Source organism: Burkholderia sp. PvR073, from assembly GCF_054055695.1.
In genome coordinates, this window is record NZ_JBSRXO010000005.1 from 132,153 (window position 1) to 150,384 (window position 18,232).

Genomic DNA, 18,232 nt, shown 5'->3' on the forward strand with positions numbered 1-18,232 from the left:
TAAGGCGGCGGATTTTCGTCACACTGCTTCTTTCGAAGTCGACGTCGTCGAAACGAGGCCGTTCGTGCGCTGGACTATGCCTTCACCGTCGCGCGCGGGCGTGATCGCCGCCCGTGCGCCTTAGGCGCCCCCCGTCTAGTCTCTACACCTTCCTCGCTGCAAATCTCACCGCGAGGCTTGGCTCGGCGTTGCCTCGATGCGCGCATCAGGGGTTTCGCCGAATTTGAAGGGTTCTGCACCGACCGTTTCCGGTCGGGCACTCAATCGTTTAAGTCCGCTATGTTTACCAATTTCATCACCCCGGCAAAAGGGCGGACGCGATTCTACCATTGCTTCGCGCATGCGTTCCCTGATTCACGCGCCGCGCATCGCGACGCAGCATCTTGCCAGCACCATCCACGGTTGAATCGATACGCAGTCGACGACCTCGACGCGACACCGTCATCGATTTCGTCCCGCGTCGCAGCATCCCCCGATACAATCACTGCGCCCCGGTGGCCGGGTGCAAAACGTCTGATGTTTGTATCGTATTTTTTACGAAACAGATGTCTGGTGAGTCATCGCGAAGTCACAAACATTTTCGATAATCCTTCGGTCGAAAACGTTTACATCGCGTAACTTCATGACCCCCACCATCAAGGATGTCGCCGCGCTCGCCGGCTTTTCGATCGCCACCGTCTCGCGCGCGATCAACGCGCCGCATACCGTCAGCCCCGCCACGCTGACGACGATCCGCACCGCCATCGACACGCTGCAGTTCCGCCCGAGCCCGCTCGGCCGGCAGTTGCGCGGCGAGCGCACGCGCCTCATCGGCCTCGTCGTGCCGACGCTGTCGAACCCGGTGTTCGCCGACTGTCTGCAGGGCATCGACGAACTCGCGACCGCGGCCGGCTTCAAGCTGATCCTGATGACGACCGAATACGACGAGGCGCGCGAGCGTCACGCGATCGAGACGCTGCGCGAGCAGCGCGTCGAAGGACTGATCCTGACAGTCGCCGACGCGGACACGCATCCGCTGCTCGACATGCTCGACCGCGATGGCCCGCACTACGTGCTGATGCACAACGACACGCAACGCCGCCCGTCGGTGTCGGTCGACAACCGCCGCGCCGCTTACGACGGCGTCCGCCTGCTGACCGCGCGCGGCCATCGCCGCGTGCTGATGCTGGCCGGCTCGCTCGCCGCGTCGGATCGCGCACGCCAGCGTCATCTCGGCTACGCGCAAGCGCTCGAGGAAGCCGGCGTCGCGACGCTGCCGCCGGTCGAAGTCGACTTCAACGCGGCCGAGCTGCCCGACGCGGTGCTCGCGCACCTCACGGCGCAAGCCACGCGCCCCACCGCTCTGTTCTGCAGCAACGACCTGCTCGCGATGGTCGTGATGCGCGGCCTGCGCCGCGCGGGCTTCTCGATTCCCGACGATTTGTCGGTGCTCGGCTTCGACGGCATCGCGATCGGCGAGCTGCTCGCGCCGCCGCTCGCGAGCGTCGCGACGCCGAACCAGGACATCGGCCGTCACGCATGGCGACGCCTCGTCGAATGCATCGGCGGCGCGACGATCGAGCGCACGTCGCTGATCCTGCCGCACACGGTGCGCGACGGCGCGACGGTCGCGCCGCCGGCCGCCAATCTGCAATTGCACCAAGCCTGAATGCGTGTGCCGCGCGAGCGCGCGGCGAACTACCCTTACCCCGCCCGGAGACCGACCGTGTCCTTTCGCCTGACCTCGCTGCTGCGCGTGCTCGCCGCGCCCATCGCCTGCGCCGCGCTCGTCGCGTTCGCGCCCGCCGCCCATGCCGACGAATCCGCGATCTGCTACAACTGCCCGCCCGAATGGGCCGACTGGGCCGCGCAAATCGCGGCGATCAAGCAGAAAACCGGTATCCGCGTGCCGTTCGACAACAAGAACTCGGGTCAGGCGATCGCGCAGTTGATCGCCGAACAGAAGAGCCCGGTCGCCGACGTCGTCTATCTCGGCGTGTCGTCGGCGTTCCAGGCGAAGGACAAGGGCGTGATCGCGCCGTACAAGCCCGCGCACTGGAACGACATTCCCGCGAACCTGAAGGACCCGCAAGGCTACTGGTTCGCGATCCACTCGGGCACGCTCGGCTTCTTCGTGAACAAGGACGCGCTCGACGGCAAGCCGGTGCCGCGCTCGTGGGCCGATCTGCTGAAGCCCGAATACAAGGGCATGGTCGGCTACCTCGATCCGTCGAGCGCGTTCGTCGGCTATGCGGGTGCGGTCGCCGTGAACCAGGCGCTCGGCGGCAGCCTCGAGAACTTCAAGCCGGCGCTCGACTGGTTCCGCAAGCTGAAGGCGAACGCGCCGATCGTGCCGAAGCAGACCGCGTATGCGCGCGTGCTGTCCGGCGAGATTCCGATCCTGCTCGACTACGACTTCGACGCGTATCGCGCAAAGTACAAGGATCACGCGAACGTCGAGTTCGTGATTCCGCAGGAAGGCACGATCGCGGTGCCGTACGTGATGAGCCTCGTGAAGGGCGCGCCGCACGACGCGAACGGCAAGAAGGTGCTCGACTTCGTGCTGTCGGACGAAGGCCAGAAACTGTGGGCCAACGCGTATCTGCGTCCGGTGCGCGCCCAGACGCTCGGCGCCGACGTCGCCGCGAAGTTCCTGCCGGCAAGCGAATACGCACGCGCGAAACCGGTCGACTTCGGCAAGATGGCGGCCGGCCAGCAAGCGTTCGGCCTGCAATACCTGCAGGTGATGCAGTAAGCGGCTGGAACCACGCGATGCTCGATCTGACTTTCCCGCTGCGCTGGCGCGTCGCACTCGTCGCGCCGGCGCTCGCGGTGTTCGCCGCGTTCTGGCTGCTGCCGATGGCGGCGCTCGTGCACGTGTCCGCCGACGGCGCGTTCTTCACGCAGTACGCGACGCTGCTCGGCAACGCGCGCTACATGAAGAGCCTCGGCGAAACGGTTGCGTTGTCGGCCGGCGTCACGCTCGCGACGCTCGCGCTGTCGACGATCTCGGGCCTGCTGCTCGCGCGCCGCGAATTCGCGGGCAAGCGCGTGCTGCTCGCGCTGCTCACGTTTCCGCTTGCGTTCCCGGGCGTCGTGGTCGGCTTCATGGTGATCATGCTCGCCGGGCGGCAAGGGCTGATCGGCATGCTGTCCGCGAAGCTGACCGGCGACAAGTGGGTGTTCGCGTATTCGGTTGCCGGGCTGTTCGTCGGCTACCTGTACTTCTCGATTCCGCGCGTGATCGTCACCGTGATCGCGGCCGCGTCGAAGCTCGATGCGTCGCTCGAGGAAGCCGCGCGCTCGCTCGGCGCGTCGCCGTGGCGCATCTTCGTCGACATCGTGCTGCCGGCGCTCGCACCGGGCCTGATCGCGGCCGGCGCGATCTGCTTCGCGACCGCGATGGGCGCGTTCGGCACCGCGTTTACGCTCGCCACCGACCTGAACGTGCTGCCGATGACGATCTACACCGAGTTCACGCTGAACGCGAACATCGCGACGGCGGCCGGCCTGTCGATCGTGCTCGGCATCGTCACGTGGGCCGTGCTCGCGCTCGCGCGCCGGTTCACCGGCCATACCGCCGCCGCGGCCTGAGGATTCCTTCATGCAATCGCTTTCCGGTTCGTCCGCGCCGTCGCCGGCGCCCGCTCCGTCGCATGCGAACGGCGTCGCACGACGCGCGCCGCGCGTCACGGGCGCGCGCGCGATCGCCGCGCTGCAATGGAGCGTCACGCTGCTGCTGTGCGCGTTCCTGATCGTGCCCGTCGTGATGTCGGTGCTCGCGGGCCTCACCGTCAACTATTTCCGCGGGCTGTCGAGCGGCCTCACGCTGCGCTGGCTCGAACAGGTGTGGCAGCAATACCAGGGCTCGGTCGCGCTGTCGCTCGGCGTCGCGTTCGCGACGCTCGCGATCGTGCTCGCCGTCGGCGTGCCGGCCGGCTATGCGCTCGCGCGCAGCAAGAGCCGCGTCGCCCGCGCGATCGAGGAAGCGCTGGTGCTGCCGGTCGCGCTGCCGGGCCTCGCGTCGGCGCTCGCGCTGCTGGTCGTGTACGGCGGCTTCACCGCCTTCCGGATGAGCCTGTGGTTCATCGTCGTCGGCCACGTCGTGTTCACGCTGCCGTTCATGGTGCGCGCGGTCGCGGCCGTCGCGGCGGGTGCCGACCTGCGCACGCTCGAGGAAGGCGCCGCGAGCCTCGGCGCGTCGTTCGTCACGCGCTTCGTCACGATCGTGCTCCCGAACCTGCGCCCCGGCATCGTCGCGGGCGCGCTCGCGGTGCTCACGCTGTCGATCGGCGAATTCAACCTGACGTGGATGCTGCACACGCCCGACACGAAGACGCTGCCCGTCGGACTCGCCGATACCTATGCATCACTGCGTCTCGAAGTCGGCAGCGCCTACACGATCGTGTTCCTGCTGATGACGCTGCCGCTCCTCGTCGCGATGCAGTGGCTCGGCGTCGATCCGTCCGGCACGCGCGCGCTGAAGCGCCGCCCGCGCTGACCCTGTGCTGACTTTACCGATCCCATGAAACTCGATTCCACGCCCATCACCCTGACCCGCTGCGCGAAGACGTTCCGCGGCACGCGCGTGCTCGAACCGCTCGACCTGTCGATCGGCGCGGGCGAGACGCTCGTGCTGCTCGGCCCGTCGGGCTGCGGCAAGACGACGACGCTGCGCCTGATCGCCGGCCTCGACACGCCGGACGCCGGCGGCACGATCGCATTCGGCGGCGACGACGTAACCCCGCTTCCGATCGAGCGCCGCCAGGTCGGCATGGTGTTCCAGAACTACGCGCTGTTTCCGAACCTGACGGTGCGCGGCAACGTCGGCTATGGACTGAAGATTCGCAAGACCGAGCCGCGCGCGCTGCGCGAACGCGTCGACGAATTGCTCGCGATGATGCGGCTCGACGCGCACGCGGACAAACCGGTCGATCAGCTGTCGGGCGGCCAGCGCCAGCGTGTCGCGCTGGCGCGCGCGCTCGCGGTGCGCCCGCGCGTGCTGCTGCTCGACGAACCGCTGACCGCGCTCGACGCGAAGCTGCGCGACGTGCTGCGCCGCGAGATGAATGCGCTGTTGCGCGAGCTCGGCGTGACGACCGTGTACGTGACGCACGACCAGGCCGAGGCGATGGAGCTCGGCGACCGGATCGTCGTGATGGGCGCGGGCCGCATCGAACAGATCGGCACGCCGCGCGACATCTACTACCGGCCGGCGAACCGCACGGTCGCGCAGTTCATCGGCACGCTGAACCGGCTTGCGGGACAATGGCGTGACGGCGCGCTCGTGACGACGGGTGGCGCGATCGTCACGCCGCACGCCGACGACGAGTGGTTCTTCCGCCCGGAAGACGCGCAGCTCGCCGATCCCGCGCATGCGCCGCTGCGCGGTGCGATCGGCGCGTGCGCGTTCCTCGGCGAGCGCACGCGGCTCACGATCGAGCAGGCGGCGCCCGACGCGCTCGTGATCGACGTGCCGGGCCGCATCGAGCTCGCACGCGGCACGGCGGTCGGCATCGCGATCGCGGCGGAAGGCCTGATCGCGCTCGCCGCGTAACAGCGCCCCACGATAACCAGACATTCCGAGGAACGACGATGCTGCTTGCTCAAATCAGCGATCTCCACATCAAGCGTCCGGGCCAGCTCGCGTACCGGCGCGTCGACACGGCCGCCGCGCTCGCGCGCTGCATCGCGAAGCTGAACGCGCTGGTGCCGCGCCCCGACGCGGTGCTCGTCACGGGCGACCTGACCGATTTCGGCCACGACGACGAATACCGCCATCTGCGCGACCTGCTCGCACCGCTCGAGATTCCGTATTACCTGATGGTCGGCAATCACGACGATCGCGCGGGGCTGCGCCGCGCGTTCGCCGATCGCCCCGAATTGCAGGACGGCGAGTTCGTGCAATACGCGCTCGACGTCGGCGCGGTGCGCGTACTCGCGCTCGACTCGCAGGTGCCCGGCTCGAGCCACGGCGACCTGTGCGACGCGCGGCTCGCGTGGCTCACTGCTCAGCTCGACGCCGCGCGAGACCGGACGGTGATCGTCGCGCTGCATCATCCGCCGTTCGTATCCGGAATCGGGCACATGGACGCGCTGCGCCTCGCGCCCGACGCCGCCGCGAAGCTCGATGCACTGCTGCGCGGCTATCCGAACGTCGAACGCGTGCTGTGCGGCCACGTGCACCGGACGATGTTCACGTGCTTCGGCGGCACGCTCGCGTCTGCCGTGCCGGCGCCCGCGCACCAGGTTGCGTTCGACCTGCGCGCGGACGCGCCGTCGGCGTTCCGGCTCGAGCCGCCCGCGTTCGCGGTGCACGTCCATACGCCGGAGACGGGGATGACGTCCCATCACGTGTACGTGGACGAAGGCGACGGGCCTTATCCGTTCTACGAACCGAGCGGGGAACTCGTCGACTGACGACGCGCATCGCGCGCGCATGACGGGCGGCGGTGGCCCGTCGGAGCCCGTTGCGGCCGAGCGGGTCGGATAGCGGCCCGTCGGAGCCCCGATCACGCCGTCCGCCTAGCCGTCTGGCCGTCTGGCCGCTTGGCCGCTTGGCCGCTTGGCCACCTGGCCGCCCTGCCGCCCTCCCGGCATGATTCACGGTGCTCCGGTATGATCGGCACGCTCGATGGGCACCGGCCGCCTGCGCAGCCGACGCTGCGCCGCGCGCCACGCCGCCCCACTCCGTTCCCCGTTGCCGCCATGTCCGCCGCCTCCACCGACCGTCCGACCGACGCCGCCTCGCCCCACTACTCGCGCAGCCTGCTGTTGCTGCTTGCGACGATCGCGGGCGTGTCGGTCGCGAACATCTACTACAACCAGCCGCTGCTCGACAGCTTCCGCTCGGCCTTTCCCGACAGCGCGTCGTGGATCGGCGCGGTGCCGACCGCGACCCAGCTCGGCTATGCGGCCGGCATGTTCCTGCTCGCACCGCTCGGCGACCGTTTCGATCGCCGCGGGCTGATCCTGCTGCAGATCGCGGGCCTGTCGATCGCGCTGATCGTGGCCGCGGCCGCGCCGTCGCTGGCGGTGCTCGCCGCCGCGAGCCTCGCGATCGGCGTGCTCGCGACGATCGCGCAGCAGGCCGTGCCGTTCGCGGCCGAGATCGCGCCGCCCGCCGAGCGCGGGCATGCGGTCGGCACCGTGATGAGCGGCCTGCTGCTGGGCATTCTGCTGGCGCGCACGGCGGCCGGCTTCGTCGCCGAATATTTCGGCTGGCGGGCGGTATTCGGTGCGTCGGTCGCGGCGCTCGCCGCGCTGGCCGCGGTGATCGTGCTGCGACTGCCGCGCAGTTCGCCGACGTCGACGCTGTCGTACGGCAAGCTGCTCGGCTCGATGTGGCATCTGGTGGTCGAACTGCGCGGGCTGCGCGAGGCGTCGCTGACGGGCGCCGCGCTGTTCGCCGCGTTCAGCGCGTTCTGGCCGGTGCTCACGCTGCTGCTCGCCGGCGCGCCGTTCCATCTCGGTCCGCAAGCCGCGGGTCTGTTCGGCATCGTCGGCGCGGCCGGTGCGCTGGCCGCGCCTTACGCGGGCCGTTTCGCCGACAAGCGCGGCCCGCGCGCGATCATCTCGCTCGCGATCGCCCTGCTCGCGGCGTCATTCGTGATTTTCGCGCTGTCGGGGACGAGCCTCGTCGGGCTCGTGATCGGCGTGATCGTGCTGGATGTCGGCGTGCAGGCCGCGCAGATCTCGAACCAGTCGCGCATCTACGCGCTGAAGCCCGACGCGCGCAGCCGCGTGAACACCGTGTACATGGTGTGCTACTTCATCGGCGGCGCGCTCGGCTCGTCGGTCGGCGTCGCCGCGTGGCATGCATTCGGCTGGATCGGCATGTGCGCGGCCGGACTGCTGTTTACCGCGCTCGCCGGCTGGTTCCACCATCGCGGCGCACGGCGCGGCTGACCGCCGCCGCGCGCACCGGCGTCACGCGCCGGCGCGCGACTCGGCCGGTTCGTCGGCGGGTGGCGGCGTGAACGCCTGAGCAGGGTCCATGACCGCGGCCGGGTCCACGACGGCGGCCGGTGTCGGCACCGCAAGCGGTATCGCGGAAGGCGCGAGGATCGGCGCCGGATCCGGCACCGCGGGCTGATCCGGTGCGAATGCCGCCCCCGCCGCCGAGCCGGTCGCCACGGCCTGCGAAGCGTCGGCCGCCGCGCGCGCCGCGGGACGGCGTGCGGGATCAAACAGGAACGACAGTCCGACGCTGCCGAGAATCGCGACCGTCGCGATCACGGTCGCCATCGTCACCGGCTCGCCGAGCATCAGCGCACCGAGCGCGACCGCGACGATCGGGTTCACGTACATGCAGCTGCTCGCGATGATCGGGCTCGTGTGACGAATCAGGTAGCCGTACGCGACGTACGCCGCCATCGTGCAGAACACCATCAGGTACAGGAACGCGAACACCGGCGCCGCCGCGACCTGCTCGATGCGCTCGCCGAGCAGCCACGCGGCGAACGTGGACATCAGCCCGCCGAGACCGATCTGCAGCGACGTCGACAGGAACAGGTCCGACGGCAGCTTGAGCCGCGTCGACAGATGCGCGCCGCCCGCCCAGAACAGCGCGCCGGCCAGCACGCAGATCGTGCCGAGCGCCGAGTTCGCGGCAGCCGCGCCGCCCGAATTCAGCACGACGATGCCGACCATCCCGAGCGCGACGGCCGACCACTCTCCCTTCGTCACCGGGCGCCCGGCGACCGCCGCGATCACGGTCGCGAACAGCGGCACCGTGGCGACCATCACCGCGGCCGAGCCGCTGCTGACCGTGCGCATCCCGAGCGCGATCGTGCCGGACGACAGCGCGACCAGCATCGTGCCGACGATCGCCGAGTTGCGGATTTCCAGCAGCGTCGGCCATTCGGGCTTGCGACGCAGCGCGAAGATGAACAGGCCGATCCCGCCGAGCAGGTTGCGCAGCCCCGACAGCAGCAGCGGCGGGAACGACTGCAGCGCGAAATGCAGGCCGCTGTAGGTCGAACCCCAGACGAAATAGATGAATACCAGGGCCAGTGCGACCCGGCCGCCGCGGCTTTGCGGCAAGCGGATCCGGAACGGCAGGCGGGCGAGGAAATCGAGGAGGCGGTCGAGCGGTGTCATCGTTCAGCCTGCCCGCACGACGTGTCGCGCGCTCCGCTGAAAGACGCCGAAGAGATCGGCAAACGGCCCTGACGGGACCGGGAAGGCGCAGACAAACGTGCGGAACGACATGGCGGTGCGAACGGCGACGAATAAGAACCGGCGAGCGGCGGCAGAGGGTCACGAAAACGTGCGTGAACGGCTTCGTCCACGCAATGCTCGGCATTATGGCATCACGGATTCGAAAGCATCGTCAGACCCGTCTGAAAGGATATCGACTGACGTTTCGGCGCGACATTCTGCGCCCGCCGGACACGCTGGATCCGAGGCCGGATACGCGCTGCACGGGCGTCGCGGGCGCCGTCCTCAAACCCTTCCCGCGCGTCACGCTCGATACCTCGGCCTGATGGCCAGTCATGCGCTTCAGGTGTCGCTTCGCGCTTATCGTGACGATCGGCCTGCCGGTCCGGCCGCCGACGTTCCGTTCATTCGATCCGTACACCACCCATACAAAATTTTGTATAATTCAACCATTCTTCCGCCGAAGCCGGTTGTCTTCGTCGGCGGCGCCCTTGACGCGCTTCGCGGCTTTCCACTGCCCGCGCGCCGCGAAGCCGGCCACCAGCTCGACCAGGTGCAGCGCGGTCTGGCGCCCGACGACTGGAAGCCGATGCGCACCGTCGGCCCTGGCGTGCGGGAAATTCGCCTGCGCGATGCGAGCGGCGCATTCCGGATCATCTACGTCGCGACATTCGCCGACGCGATCTACGTGCTGCACTGCTTCCGCAAGCAATCGGCGCGCACCTGCAAGGCCGATATCGAACTGGCCACCCGGCGCTATCGCGCGCTGACGATCGAGAGGAAACGATGAGCAACGAACGCTATACGAATGTCTGGGATGCAATCGAGGGCCAGCCGGCCGAGGCCGAGAACATGAAGCTGCGCTCCGAACTGATGATCGCGCTCAAGCAGCGCATCGCGCAGCTGGAACTCAGCCAGGCGCAGGCCGCGAAACAACTGGGCGTCACGCAGCCGCGCGTGTCCGACCTGCTGCGCGGCAAGATCAACCTGTTCGGGCTCGACGCGCTCGTGAACATGGCGTCGGCCGTCGGCCTGCGCGTCGATCCGCAGGTGCGCGACTCCGCGTAACGCATCGGGAAGCACGGCCGCCGGCGCGGGCGCGCCCCGCCGCTCACGATCCGCCGAACCAGTTGTACCCCTGGTCGACCCAGTAGCCGCCCGGGAACGTATCGGTCACGAAGATTTCCATGATGTGCTTCGGATTCTTGTAGCCGAGCTTGGTCGGCATCCGCAGCTTCATCGGAAAGCCGAATTCCGGCGGCAGGCGACGGCCGTCGTAGTCGAATGTGAGCAGCGTCTGCGGATGCAGCGCGGTCGGCATGTCGATGCTTTCGTAGTAATCGTCCGCGCATTTGAAGCCGACGTATTTCGCGTGCGTATCGGCGCCGACGCGCGCCAGAAACGCGCCGAACGGCGTGCCGCCCCAGCGCCCGATCGCGCTCCAGCCTTCCACGCAGATGTGCCGCGTGATCTGCTCCGCGTGCGGCAGCGCATACAGCTCGTCGAGCGTCCACACGCGCTTGCCCGTCACGCGGCCCGACAGCATGAGCCGGTACGTCGTCGCGTCGACGTGCGGCACGTCGTCGATGCCGTAGTACGCGTTGAACGGGAACGGCCGCGTAATCTCGGCTTCGGTATAGGTCGGCGCGAGCCGCTCGCCGCTGAAGATCCACGCCTGCACGCGATCGTTCAGCCGCGATACCCGCTCGAGAAACGTGTTGACCGACGCGTCGTCCTGCAGCGAGCAGCCGGTCAACATCGTCAGGCCGCCGAGCGTCAGGATGCGGCGGTTGAAGAGCCGCCGCGACGGCATCTCGAGCGTGCGGCGTACGTCGAGTTCGAGCGACTTGCGGTCGAGCGTCCAGCGCGAACGGTCGCGCGTACTTTCGGATTCCGACATGATGATCCCCTTTGCCCGCACGGTGCGGGTCAGCGTCCGCGCAGCATCGCGAGCAGCGAGCGCGGCACGCGCAACGCCATCGCGACGTGCACGATGACGAATGCGACCAGCAGCGACATCGCCCAGAAATGCACGACGCGCGCCATGTCGTAGCCGCCGAACAGCTCGCGCAGCAGCGGAAACTGCACGGACTTCCAGATGGTGAGCCCCGACAGCACCAGCACGACGAGGTCGGCGATCGCGGTCAGGTACGCAGTGCGCTGCACCGCGTTGTAGACGCTGAGGTCGTCATGCGACAGCCGCCCGCGCAGTGCGGCGCGCAGGTCGCGCCAGACGGACGCCGGCGTGACCGGCAGCAGCATGCGCGCGAAGCGCCCGGTCGTGATCGACATCGCCAGGTAGAACAGCCCGTTGCCGACGAGCAGCCACATCGCCGCGAAATGCCATTGCAGCGCGCCGCCCAGCCAGCCGCCGAGCGTGATGCCATGAGGAAACGCGAACGGCGGATAGATCGGCGACGCGTCGTAGATGCGCCAGCCGGACAACACCATCAGGATGGCCGCGAGCGCGTTGAGCCAGTGGCTCACGCGCACCCACGCCGGATGGATCGGGCGCACGGGCGGTGACGCCGCGTCGCGACCGGTGGCGGGAACGGTTTGCATGGTGAAGCCTCCAGAGATGCGTGAATGATGCAAACGCACTCGATGAGCGGCGGCGGGCGACGCAATGCACGCACCGCCCGCCGCCCGCAGGCGTCAGTTCGACGGCGCCATTTTGTCGCTGGGCGTCCCCTTGCCCATCGCGTCGTGGCCCATCGCGTCCTTCTTCATCGCATGCTTCTTCATGGTGCCCTTCTTCATCGCGCCGTCCTTCGCCATCGCGTCGTGGCCCATCGCGTCCTTCGACATCGACGTGCCGTCCTTCGACATCGCATCGTTCTGCGCATGAGCGCTCACGGCAACCATTGCGAAAGCGGCGACACAAGCAACCAGCAATCCGTTTTTCATGACATCTCTCCGGTACATGGGTTTAAGGAACCGAATAGACGCAGCATGATCCCGGAAATGACAGCCGGTTGAATATTTTTTTCGGCCGGCGTTTCCGGCAGGAATTGAATGGCCGCGATGCTGCACCGCTTCGCCGCGGCGGCCTTGCTGGCGGCCCGGGCGACGGCCGCGCCCGCGGCCCGCGATGCTGCGGCCGCACCATCGCCTAAGATCTGCCCCCGGTTGAAACCGCCGCGAAGCCGGTGTATCGTGTGCCCTTGCTAACGCGGGGGTCCTGCAATGCGTTCGGTCAAACAACCGGCATTGCGGGTGAGAAATACCCTTTGAACCTGATCTGGATAATGCCAGCGCAGGGAAGCGTACGGATTTCGCCGCCTTCCTTCTGACGAAATCCGCCGCCTCACCAAACCTCGTCTCCTGCTTAGCTCGAGCCCCACATTCGTCAAGGGCTCCGGGCAAGCGCCGAAGCGCGTGTCCGGCGCTCACACAGGAGATTGCATGAACGCCAATCCGAAGTTTCTGTCCGCCGACGCCCACGTCGATGCCGCTGCCGTCGCGCCGCTGCCCAATTCGCGCAAGGTTTATGTAACCGGCTCGCAACCCGACATCCGTGTGCCGATGCGTGAAATCACGCAGGCCGACACGCCGACCGGCTTCGGCGGCGAAAAGAATCCGCCGATCTACGTGTACGACACGTCGGGCCCGTACACCGATCCGGACGCCAAGATCGACATCCGCGCGGGCCTGCCCGCGCTGCGCCAGGGCTGGATCGAAGCGCGCGGCGACACCGAAGTGCTCGACGGCCTGTCGAGCCAGTACGGCCTCGAGCGCGCGGCCGACCCGGCCACCGCCGACCTGCGTTTCCCGGGCCTGCACCGCAACCCGCGCCGCGCGCAGCCGGGCAAGAACGTCACGCAGATGCACTACGCGCGTCAGGGCATCATCACGCCGGAAATGGAATACATCGCGATCCGCGAGAACCAGCGCCGCGCCGAGTACATCGAGAGCCTGAAGTCGAGCGGCCCGAACGGCGCGAAGCTCGCCGCGATGATGGGCCGCCAGCACCCGGGCCAGGCGTTCGGCGCCGCGGCCTTCGGCGCGAACGCACTCGCCGAGATCACCCCCGAGTTCGTGCGCGACGAAATCGCGCGCGGCCGCGCGATCATCCCCGCGAACATCAATCACCCGGAATCCGAGCCGATGATCATCGGCCGCAACTTCCTCGTGAAGATCAACGCGAACATCGGCAACTCGGCCGTCACGTCGTCGATCGGCGAGGAAGTCGACAAGATGACGTGGGCGATCCGCTGGGGCGGCGACACCGTGATGGACCTGTCGACCGGCAAGCACATCCATGAAACGCGCGAGTGGATCATCCGCAACAGCCCGGTGCCGATCGGCACGGTGCCGATCTACCAGGCGCTCGAAAAGGTCAACGGCAAGGCCGAGGATCTCACCTGGGAAATCTTCCGCGACACGCTGATCGAGCAGGCCGAGCAAGGCGTCGACTACTTCACGATCCACGCAGGCGTGCGGCTGCAGTACGTGCCGCTCACCGCGAACCGGATGACGGGCATCGTGTCGCGCGGCGGCTCGATCATGGCGAAGTGGTGCCTCGCGCATCACAAGGAAAGCTTCCTGTACGAACACTTCGAAGAGATCTGCGAGATCATGAAGGCGTACGACGTGAGCTTCTCGCTCGGCGACGGCCTGCGCCCCGGCTCGATCTACGATGCGAACGACGAAGCGCAGCTCGGCGAACTGAAGACGCTCGGCGAGCTCACGCAGATCGCGTGGAAGCACGACGTGCAGGTAATGATCGAAGGCCCCGGCCACGTGCCGATGCAGCTGATCAAGGAGAACATGGATCTCCAGCTCGACTGGTGCAAGGAAGCGCCGTTCTACACGCTCGGGCCGCTGACGACCGACATCGCGCCGGGCTACGACCACATCACGTCGGGCATCGGCGCCGCGATGATCGGCTGGTTCGGCACCGCGATGCTGTGCTACGTGACGCCGAAGGAACACCTCGGACTGCCGAACAAGGACGACGTGAAGGAAGGGATCATCACGTACAAGCTCGCCGCGCACGCGGCCGACCTCGCCAAGGGTCACCCCGGCGCGCAGGTGCGCGACAACGCGCTGTCGAAGGCGCGTTTCGAGTTCCGCTGGGAAGACCAGTTCAACATCGGCCTCGATCCGGACAAGGCGCGCGAATTCCACGACGAGACGCTGCCGAAGGACTCGGCGAAGGTCGCCCACTTCTGCTCGATGTGCGGCCCGCACTTCTGCTCGATGAAGATCACGCAGGACGTGCGCGAGTTCGCGGCGCAACAGGGCGTGTCGGAAACCGAGGCGCTGAAAAAGGGGATGGAAGTCAAGGCGGTCGAGTTCGTGAAGACCGGTGCCGAGATCTATCACCGTCAGTAAGCGCGCGCAGCGATCCGCACGGATCGCATCGTGACGCACTGCAGGAAGCCCGCTCTCGAGCGGGCTTTTTTTCGCCCGCATCACGCATGCCTGCTCAAGCACGGGAAACAATTGATTACGAAACCGTACCAGCCTTAACAAGTCCTTACAGCAGCGCATGGGGACGGCGCGTAGATTGGGGTCATGCGCGACCCGGGGGTCGCGCGACTTCCGCCCACTACCACAAGGACAACGATCATGAACTCGATTCGGCGTTTTGGGGTATACGCGCTCCTCGTCGCGACGGTGGCCAGCCTGTCGGCCTGCGATTCGATGTCACGGCGCCAGCGCGATACGGCAATCGGTGCGGGTGTCGGCGGCGTAGCCGGCGCGGCGATCGGCGGCAACGCGCTGTCGACGCTGGGCGGCGCGGCGGCCGGCGGCCTCATCGGCAACCAGATCGGCAAGTAAGCCGGTCCGGCGCGTGCCGCGCGACGCGCGGCACGTTTCAGTTTTGACCAGACGGCGTTTCCGCGGTGCGGAAGCGCCGTTTTCGCATCCGGCGCAAGCGATGCCCGGAAATGATCCGTTACCGTTTTGCGCACCGTGTCATCGCCGTGCGGCCTAAGCTTAAGCATCTGCCGATTGCCGGCACCGCCGGAGAAACATCATGATCAAGCCCCTCGTCGCCGCGACGCTCGCGTGCGCGACACTCGCCGGCTGTTACTACCCTTACGGCTACTATCCGTCCGGCTATTACGCAGCGGCGCCGGTGCAGCCCGCGCCCGTGTATGTCGACCCCGGCCCCGCGTACTACTATCCGGCGCCCGCGTATGCCCCGGCATGGGGCGGCTATTGGGGCCCTGCGCTATCGCTGAACTTCGGTTTCGGCGGACGCGGCGGCCATCGCCATCACTAAGCTACCGAGCTGGCCATCCGGCCGGTTCGCGGCGGCAGCGAACGGATTTCCCGTTTCTTGTCGTTTCATCCAATCGTGAAACGACGGCGTGGTAACGCGGTGTAAGATTCAGCGCATCCCTTCCCCTCGCCGGCCACCCTCGATGTCGCCCAAGAACGCCTTTCTGCTGACCGTCCTTGCTGCCCTGTGGGGCGCGTCGTTCCTGTTCATCCGGATCGGCGTCGCCGAATTCGGCGTCGCGCCGCTGATGGCGCTGCGCGTGGGCATCGGCGCGCTGTTCCTGACGGGCCTCGCGCTGACGCGTTTCAAGCCCGCCGACCTCGGCGCACGGCTGCGCCAGCATGCGTGGCCATTGTTCGTCGTCGGCGTACTGAACTCGGGCGCGCCGTTCTGCCTGTTCGCCTATGCCGAACTGACGCTGTCGGCCGGCGTGACCTCGGTGATCAACGCGACGACGCCGCTGTGGGGCGCGCTCGTCGCGTACGTGTGGCTGAAGGACAAGCTGTCGCTGCCGCGCTCGCTCGGCCTCGTGATCGGCTTTGCCGGCGTGCTCACGCTCGTTTGGGATCAGATCGCGAATGCGCACGGCAGCACCGGCGCCAGCGCGACCGCGCTGGCCGCCGTCGCCGCGCTCGGCGCGACGCTGCTGTACGGCATCGCGGCCAACTATACGAAGCGCAAGCTCAGCGGCGTCGATCCGCTCGTCAATGCGACCGGCAGCATGATCGGCTCGACCGTGCTGCTGCTGCCGTTTGCAATCGCGACCTGGCCTGCGGCGGCGGTCAGCGCGCATGCGTGGGGCGCGGTGCTCGCGCTCGGCGTCGCCTGCACGGGCATCGCGTATTTCATCTTCTTCTACCTGATCGCGCATGTCGGCCCGGCCCGCGCGATTACCGTGACGTTCGTGATCCCGGTGTTCGGCCTGCTGTGGGGCGCGCTGTTCCTCAGTGAACACGTATCGGTCGTGATGCTCGAAGGCTGCGCGATCGTGCTCGTCGGCACCGCGCTTGCGACCGGGGTGATCAAGCGGATTCCCGGGGTCCGGCCGCGCGGCGAGGAAGCTGCCTGAGCTGACTAAGCGGCCTGAGCGGTGCGCGTGGCGGCCGGCGCCCCGCCGGTTGCCGGTTTCGCGTGACGCGCCGGTTGCCAGTTCCCGGGCTTCGAGCACCGCGCGTCGACCGGTACGCGCCGAAGCATGGCGCCTTTCACCCAAGGCTGATGAACGCGCGCGGTGCGCGGCCTTCCGGCCCCTCCGTTTTCCGAATCCCGCGCATTCTTCGCACGCAACGCACGCTGCGCTGTCGCCGCGTGCTCGACCGGTGCCCTCGCTGGGTGCATGCTCCCGGGCGGACAGCCCCGTCCACGTGCGAGTGTAGCGTTTGCGTCTGGAGTTACCCTGATACGCGCGCCGCGCCATTCCCGTTACACTCGGGACACTCATCCGCAAAGGCGGTTACGATGCGCCACGTTCTTTCGCGTCCACCTGCGCGTGCGACGGCTTCGGCGTGGCGGCACGACACCGCCCCCCCGGAGCGCGCCAGGGCGCCATTGACATGAAGCCCTCCCGCGACCTCTCGCTCGAATCCCTCCTCGAACGCCTCACGCCGACGCCCAGCGGCTGGATCGCCACGTATCGCGACACGACGCTGCGCAGTGTGTTTCAACCCGTGCTGTCGATCACGCACAAGCGCGTGGTCGGCTATGAAGCGCTGCTGCGCGTCGTGGACGCGAACGGCACGCTGGTGTCGCCGGTCGCGCTGTTCGACAAGACGCGCGCGGCCGCCGACGCGTTGCTGCTCGACCGGCTCGCGCGCTGCCTGCATACGGCCAACTTCGTCGCGCAAGGCATCGGCGACGGCTGGCTGTTCCTGAACGTGACGCCGCGCGTGCTCGATTCGGGCCTCGTGCAGCGCGAATTCGTCGAGGCGCTGTGCCGACATTTCGCACTGCCACCTAACCGCATCGTGCTGGAAGTCGTCGAGCAGCCGTCGCGCGACGAAGCCGCGCTCGCCCGCACGATCGACATGATCCAGCATCGCGACTTCCTGATCGCGATCGACGATTTCGGCACCGGATTCTCGAATTTCGACCGCGTGTGGCGCGCACGGCCGGATATCGTCAAGCTCGACCGCTCGCTCGTCGAACGCGCGACCGGGTCGGGCGACGATCGCCGCATCATGCATCACCTGGTATCGATGCTCCACCAGGCCGGCGCGATGGTGCTCGCCGAGGGCGTCGAAAGCGACGACGCACTGCAAGCGCTGATGGACGCCGATATCGATTTCGTCCAGGGCTTCCAGTTCGGCCAGCCCGATGGATCGATCGCACATGCGAGCGCCGCGGCGCCCGCGATGCTCGATGCCGCGTGGCAGCGTTTCATCGCGCAGCGGCATACGCCGGGGAGCGCCGAGCAGCCGGGCTTCGACGCGATCGAGCGGCTCGTGCTCGCCGGCGCGGCCGCGTTTTCCGCGAGCGGCAACCTGAACGACGCCGCACAGCGCGTATTCGCGGTGCCGGCCGCGCGCCGCGTGTTCGTCACCGACGAGATCGGCGAACAGTTCCTGCCGTCGATCGGCGCGCCCCCCGAGGACGGCCAGGCGGGCGGCACCCGGCTCTCGCCGCTGTTTCCGGAAACACACAGCAACTGGTCGCGACGCCCCTACTTCCAGCGCGCGATCGCGGCGCCGGGACGCGTCGCGCTGATGGGCCCGCACTTCTCGCTGACCGAAGGCCGCGACTGCTATACCGCGGCCGTCGCGATTCGCGCGCAAAGCCGCCTCGTCGTGTTCTGCGTCGACTTCGTGCTGGACAGCGCGGGCACCGTGATGCGGTAGCGGGCGCGGCGGCCCGGCCCTT

Annotated in this window: 19 protein-coding genes and 1 riboswitch; of the genes, 15 read left to right on the forward strand and 4 right to left on the reverse strand. The window is 67.9% G+C overall.

Annotation, left to right across the window (positions count from 1 at the left end):
* The first annotated feature begins 622 nt into the window (after positions 1–622).
* From ACVK00_RS17310 to ACVK00_RS17340, 7 genes are all read left to right on the forward strand, one after another.
* Positions 623–1,648, forward strand: a complete 1,026-nt coding sequence (locus ACVK00_RS17310) for a LacI family DNA-binding transcriptional regulator (protein ID WP_284895292.1) — start codon at positions 623–625, stop codon at positions 1,646–1,648.
* 57 nt (positions 1,649–1,705) lie between these two features.
* Positions 1,706–2,734 carry an ABC transporter substrate-binding protein gene (locus ACVK00_RS17315; RefSeq protein ID WP_228907230.1) on the forward strand — a complete coding sequence of 343 codons (1,029 nt, stop codon included), beginning with the start codon at positions 1,706–1,708 and terminating at the stop codon, positions 2,732–2,734.
* Between the two features lie 17 nt (positions 2,735–2,751).
* Positions 2,752–3,573, forward strand: coding sequence for an ABC transporter permease (locus tag ACVK00_RS17320; protein ID WP_354122949.1), 822 nt, complete (start codon positions 2,752–2,754; stop codon positions 3,571–3,573).
* A 10-nt stretch (positions 3,574–3,583) separates the two neighbouring features.
* Positions 3,584–4,480, forward strand: a complete 897-nt coding sequence (locus ACVK00_RS17325) for an ABC transporter permease (RefSeq protein ID WP_105787219.1) — start codon at positions 3,584–3,586, stop codon at positions 4,478–4,480.
* Between the two features lie 24 nt (positions 4,481–4,504).
* Positions 4,505–5,536: an ABC transporter ATP-binding protein gene (locus tag ACVK00_RS17330; RefSeq protein ID WP_284895291.1), complete on the forward strand. Its 1,032-nt coding sequence runs from the start codon at positions 4,505–4,507 to the stop codon at positions 5,534–5,536.
* 38 nt (positions 5,537–5,574) lie between these two features.
* Positions 5,575–6,399, forward strand: a complete 825-nt coding sequence (locus tag ACVK00_RS17335; protein ID WP_284895290.1) for a phosphodiesterase — start codon at positions 5,575–5,577, stop codon at positions 6,397–6,399.
* Between the two features lie 288 nt (positions 6,400–6,687).
* A complete protein-coding gene (locus ACVK00_RS17340) occupies positions 6,688–7,887 on the forward strand; it encodes an MFS transporter (protein ID WP_284895289.1) in 1,200 nt (399 codons plus the stop codon).
* Between the two features lie 21 nt (positions 7,888–7,908).
* Here ACVK00_RS17340 and ACVK00_RS17345 read toward each other — a convergent pair whose 3' ends face one another.
* Complete coding sequence (locus ACVK00_RS17345) at positions 7,909–9,081, reverse strand: EamA family transporter (RefSeq protein ID WP_284895288.1); 1,173 nt, start codon at positions 9,079–9,081, stop codon at positions 7,909–7,911.
* Positions 9,082–9,254: 173 nt separating this feature from the next.
* Between ACVK00_RS17345 and ACVK00_RS17350 the strand changes: the two genes are divergently transcribed.
* The 3 genes from ACVK00_RS17350 (at position 9,255) to ACVK00_RS17360 (ending at position 10,209) form a co-directional block, all read left to right on the forward strand.
* Positions 9,255–9,467 carry a hypothetical protein gene (locus tag ACVK00_RS17350; RefSeq protein WP_284895287.1) on the forward strand — a complete coding sequence of 71 codons (213 nt, stop codon included), beginning with the start codon at positions 9,255–9,257 and terminating at the stop codon, positions 9,465–9,467.
* A 110-nt stretch (positions 9,468–9,577) separates the two neighbouring features.
* Positions 9,578–9,931 carry a type II toxin-antitoxin system RelE/ParE family toxin gene (locus ACVK00_RS17355; protein WP_284895323.1) on the forward strand — a complete coding sequence of 118 codons (354 nt, stop codon included), beginning with the start codon at positions 9,578–9,580 and terminating at the stop codon, positions 9,929–9,931.
* The gene (locus tag ACVK00_RS17360; RefSeq protein ID WP_284895286.1) at positions 9,928–10,209 is read left to right on the forward strand and encodes a helix-turn-helix domain-containing protein; all 282 of its coding nucleotides are present in this window, start codon (positions 9,928–9,930) and stop codon (positions 10,207–10,209) included. The genes ACVK00_RS17355 and ACVK00_RS17360 overlap by 4 nt, the downstream gene beginning before the upstream one ends.
* A 43-nt stretch (positions 10,210–10,252) precedes the next feature.
* Here ACVK00_RS17360 and ACVK00_RS17365 read toward each other — a convergent pair whose 3' ends face one another.
* The 3 genes from ACVK00_RS17365 to ACVK00_RS17375 form a co-directional block, all read right to left on the reverse strand.
* Positions 10,253–11,041, reverse strand: a complete 789-nt coding sequence (locus ACVK00_RS17365; RefSeq protein ID WP_284895285.1) for a molybdopterin-dependent oxidoreductase — start codon at positions 11,039–11,041, stop codon at positions 10,253–10,255.
* A 29-nt stretch (positions 11,042–11,070) separates the two neighbouring features.
* Entirely contained in the window at positions 11,071–11,703 is a 633-nt protein-coding gene (locus ACVK00_RS17370) for a cytochrome b/b6 domain-containing protein (protein WP_284895284.1), read from the reverse strand.
* A gap of 93 nt (positions 11,704–11,796) precedes the next feature.
* Complete coding sequence (locus tag ACVK00_RS17375) at positions 11,797–12,048, reverse strand: pentapeptide MXKDX repeat protein (protein WP_166725969.1); 252 nt, start codon at positions 12,046–12,048, stop codon at positions 11,797–11,799.
* A 257-nt stretch (positions 12,049–12,305) separates the two neighbouring features.
* Positions 12,306–12,422, forward strand: a riboswitch (TPP riboswitch).
* A gap of 124 nt (positions 12,423–12,546) precedes the next feature.
* On the opposite strand from ACVK00_RS17375, the gene thiC reads away from it, so the two are divergent.
* From thiC to ACVK00_RS17400, 5 genes are all read left to right on the forward strand, one after another.
* Positions 12,547–14,478 (forward strand): phosphomethylpyrimidine synthase ThiC, encoded by a 1,932-nt coding sequence (gene thiC / locus ACVK00_RS17380; protein WP_006754218.1) that lies wholly within the window; start codon positions 12,547–12,549, stop codon positions 14,476–14,478.
* A 237-nt stretch (positions 14,479–14,715) separates the two neighbouring features.
* Positions 14,716–14,928, forward strand: a complete 213-nt coding sequence (locus ACVK00_RS17385; protein WP_006754219.1) for a glycine zipper 2TM domain-containing protein — start codon at positions 14,716–14,718, stop codon at positions 14,926–14,928.
* A 199-nt stretch (positions 14,929–15,127) separates the two neighbouring features.
* Positions 15,128–15,376 carry a hypothetical protein gene (locus ACVK00_RS17390; RefSeq protein ID WP_284895283.1) on the forward strand — a complete coding sequence of 83 codons (249 nt, stop codon included), beginning with the start codon at positions 15,128–15,130 and terminating at the stop codon, positions 15,374–15,376.
* A 142-nt stretch (positions 15,377–15,518) separates the two neighbouring features.
* On the forward strand, positions 15,519–16,445 hold the full coding sequence (locus tag ACVK00_RS17395) for a DMT family transporter (protein WP_284895282.1): 927 nt from the start codon (positions 15,519–15,521) through the stop codon (positions 16,443–16,445).
* Positions 16,446–16,929: 484 nt separating this feature from the next.
* Positions 16,930–18,210: an EAL domain-containing protein gene (locus ACVK00_RS17400; protein WP_228907219.1), complete on the forward strand. Its 1,281-nt coding sequence runs from the start codon at positions 16,930–16,932 to the stop codon at positions 18,208–18,210.
* Positions 18,211–18,232 lie beyond the last annotated feature (22 nt).

Excerpts from the sequence above, each read along its gene's own strand:
- ACVK00_RS17310 (WP_284895292.1), top strand. The coding sequence starts at position 623 with ATGACCCCCACCATCAAGGATGTCGCCGCGCTCGCCGGCTTTTCGATC.
- ACVK00_RS17320 (WP_354122949.1), top strand. The coding sequence starts at position 2,752 with ATGCTCGATCTGACTTTCCCGCTGCGCTGGCGCGTCGCACTCGTCGCG.
- ACVK00_RS17325 (WP_105787219.1), top strand. The coding sequence starts at position 3,584 with ATGCAATCGCTTTCCGGTTCGTCCGCGCCGTCGCCGGCGCCCGCTCCG.
- ACVK00_RS17330 (WP_284895291.1), top strand. The coding sequence starts at position 4,505 with ATGAAACTCGATTCCACGCCCATCACCCTGACCCGCTGCGCGAAGACG.
- ACVK00_RS17335 (WP_284895290.1), top strand. The coding sequence starts at position 5,575 with ATGCTGCTTGCTCAAATCAGCGATCTCCACATCAAGCGTCCGGGCCAG.
- ACVK00_RS17340 (WP_284895289.1), top strand. The coding sequence starts at position 6,688 with ATGTCCGCCGCCTCCACCGACCGTCCGACCGACGCCGCCTCGCCCCAC.
- ACVK00_RS17345 (WP_284895288.1), bottom strand. The coding sequence starts at position 9,081 with ATGACACCGCTCGACCGCCTCCTCGATTTCCTCGCCCGCCTGCCGTTC.
- ACVK00_RS17360 (WP_284895286.1), top strand. The coding sequence starts at position 9,928 with ATGAGCAACGAACGCTATACGAATGTCTGGGATGCAATCGAGGGCCAG.
- ACVK00_RS17365 (WP_284895285.1), bottom strand. The coding sequence starts at position 11,041 with ATGTCGGAATCCGAAAGTACGCGCGACCGTTCGCGCTGGACGCTCGAC.
- ACVK00_RS17370 (WP_284895284.1), bottom strand. The coding sequence starts at position 11,703 with ATGCAAACCGTTCCCGCCACCGGTCGCGACGCGGCGTCACCGCCCGTG.
- ACVK00_RS17375 (WP_166725969.1), bottom strand. The coding sequence starts at position 12,048 with ATGAAAAACGGATTGCTGGTTGCTTGTGTCGCCGCTTTCGCAATGGTT.
- thiC (WP_006754218.1), top strand. The coding sequence starts at position 12,547 with ATGAACGCCAATCCGAAGTTTCTGTCCGCCGACGCCCACGTCGATGCC.
- ACVK00_RS17385 (WP_006754219.1), top strand. The coding sequence starts at position 14,716 with ATGAACTCGATTCGGCGTTTTGGGGTATACGCGCTCCTCGTCGCGACG.
- ACVK00_RS17390 (WP_284895283.1), top strand. The coding sequence starts at position 15,128 with ATGATCAAGCCCCTCGTCGCCGCGACGCTCGCGTGCGCGACACTCGCC.
- ACVK00_RS17395 (WP_284895282.1), top strand. The coding sequence starts at position 15,519 with ATGTCGCCCAAGAACGCCTTTCTGCTGACCGTCCTTGCTGCCCTGTGG.
- ACVK00_RS17400 (WP_228907219.1), top strand. The coding sequence starts at position 16,930 with ATGAAGCCCTCCCGCGACCTCTCGCTCGAATCCCTCCTCGAACGCCTC.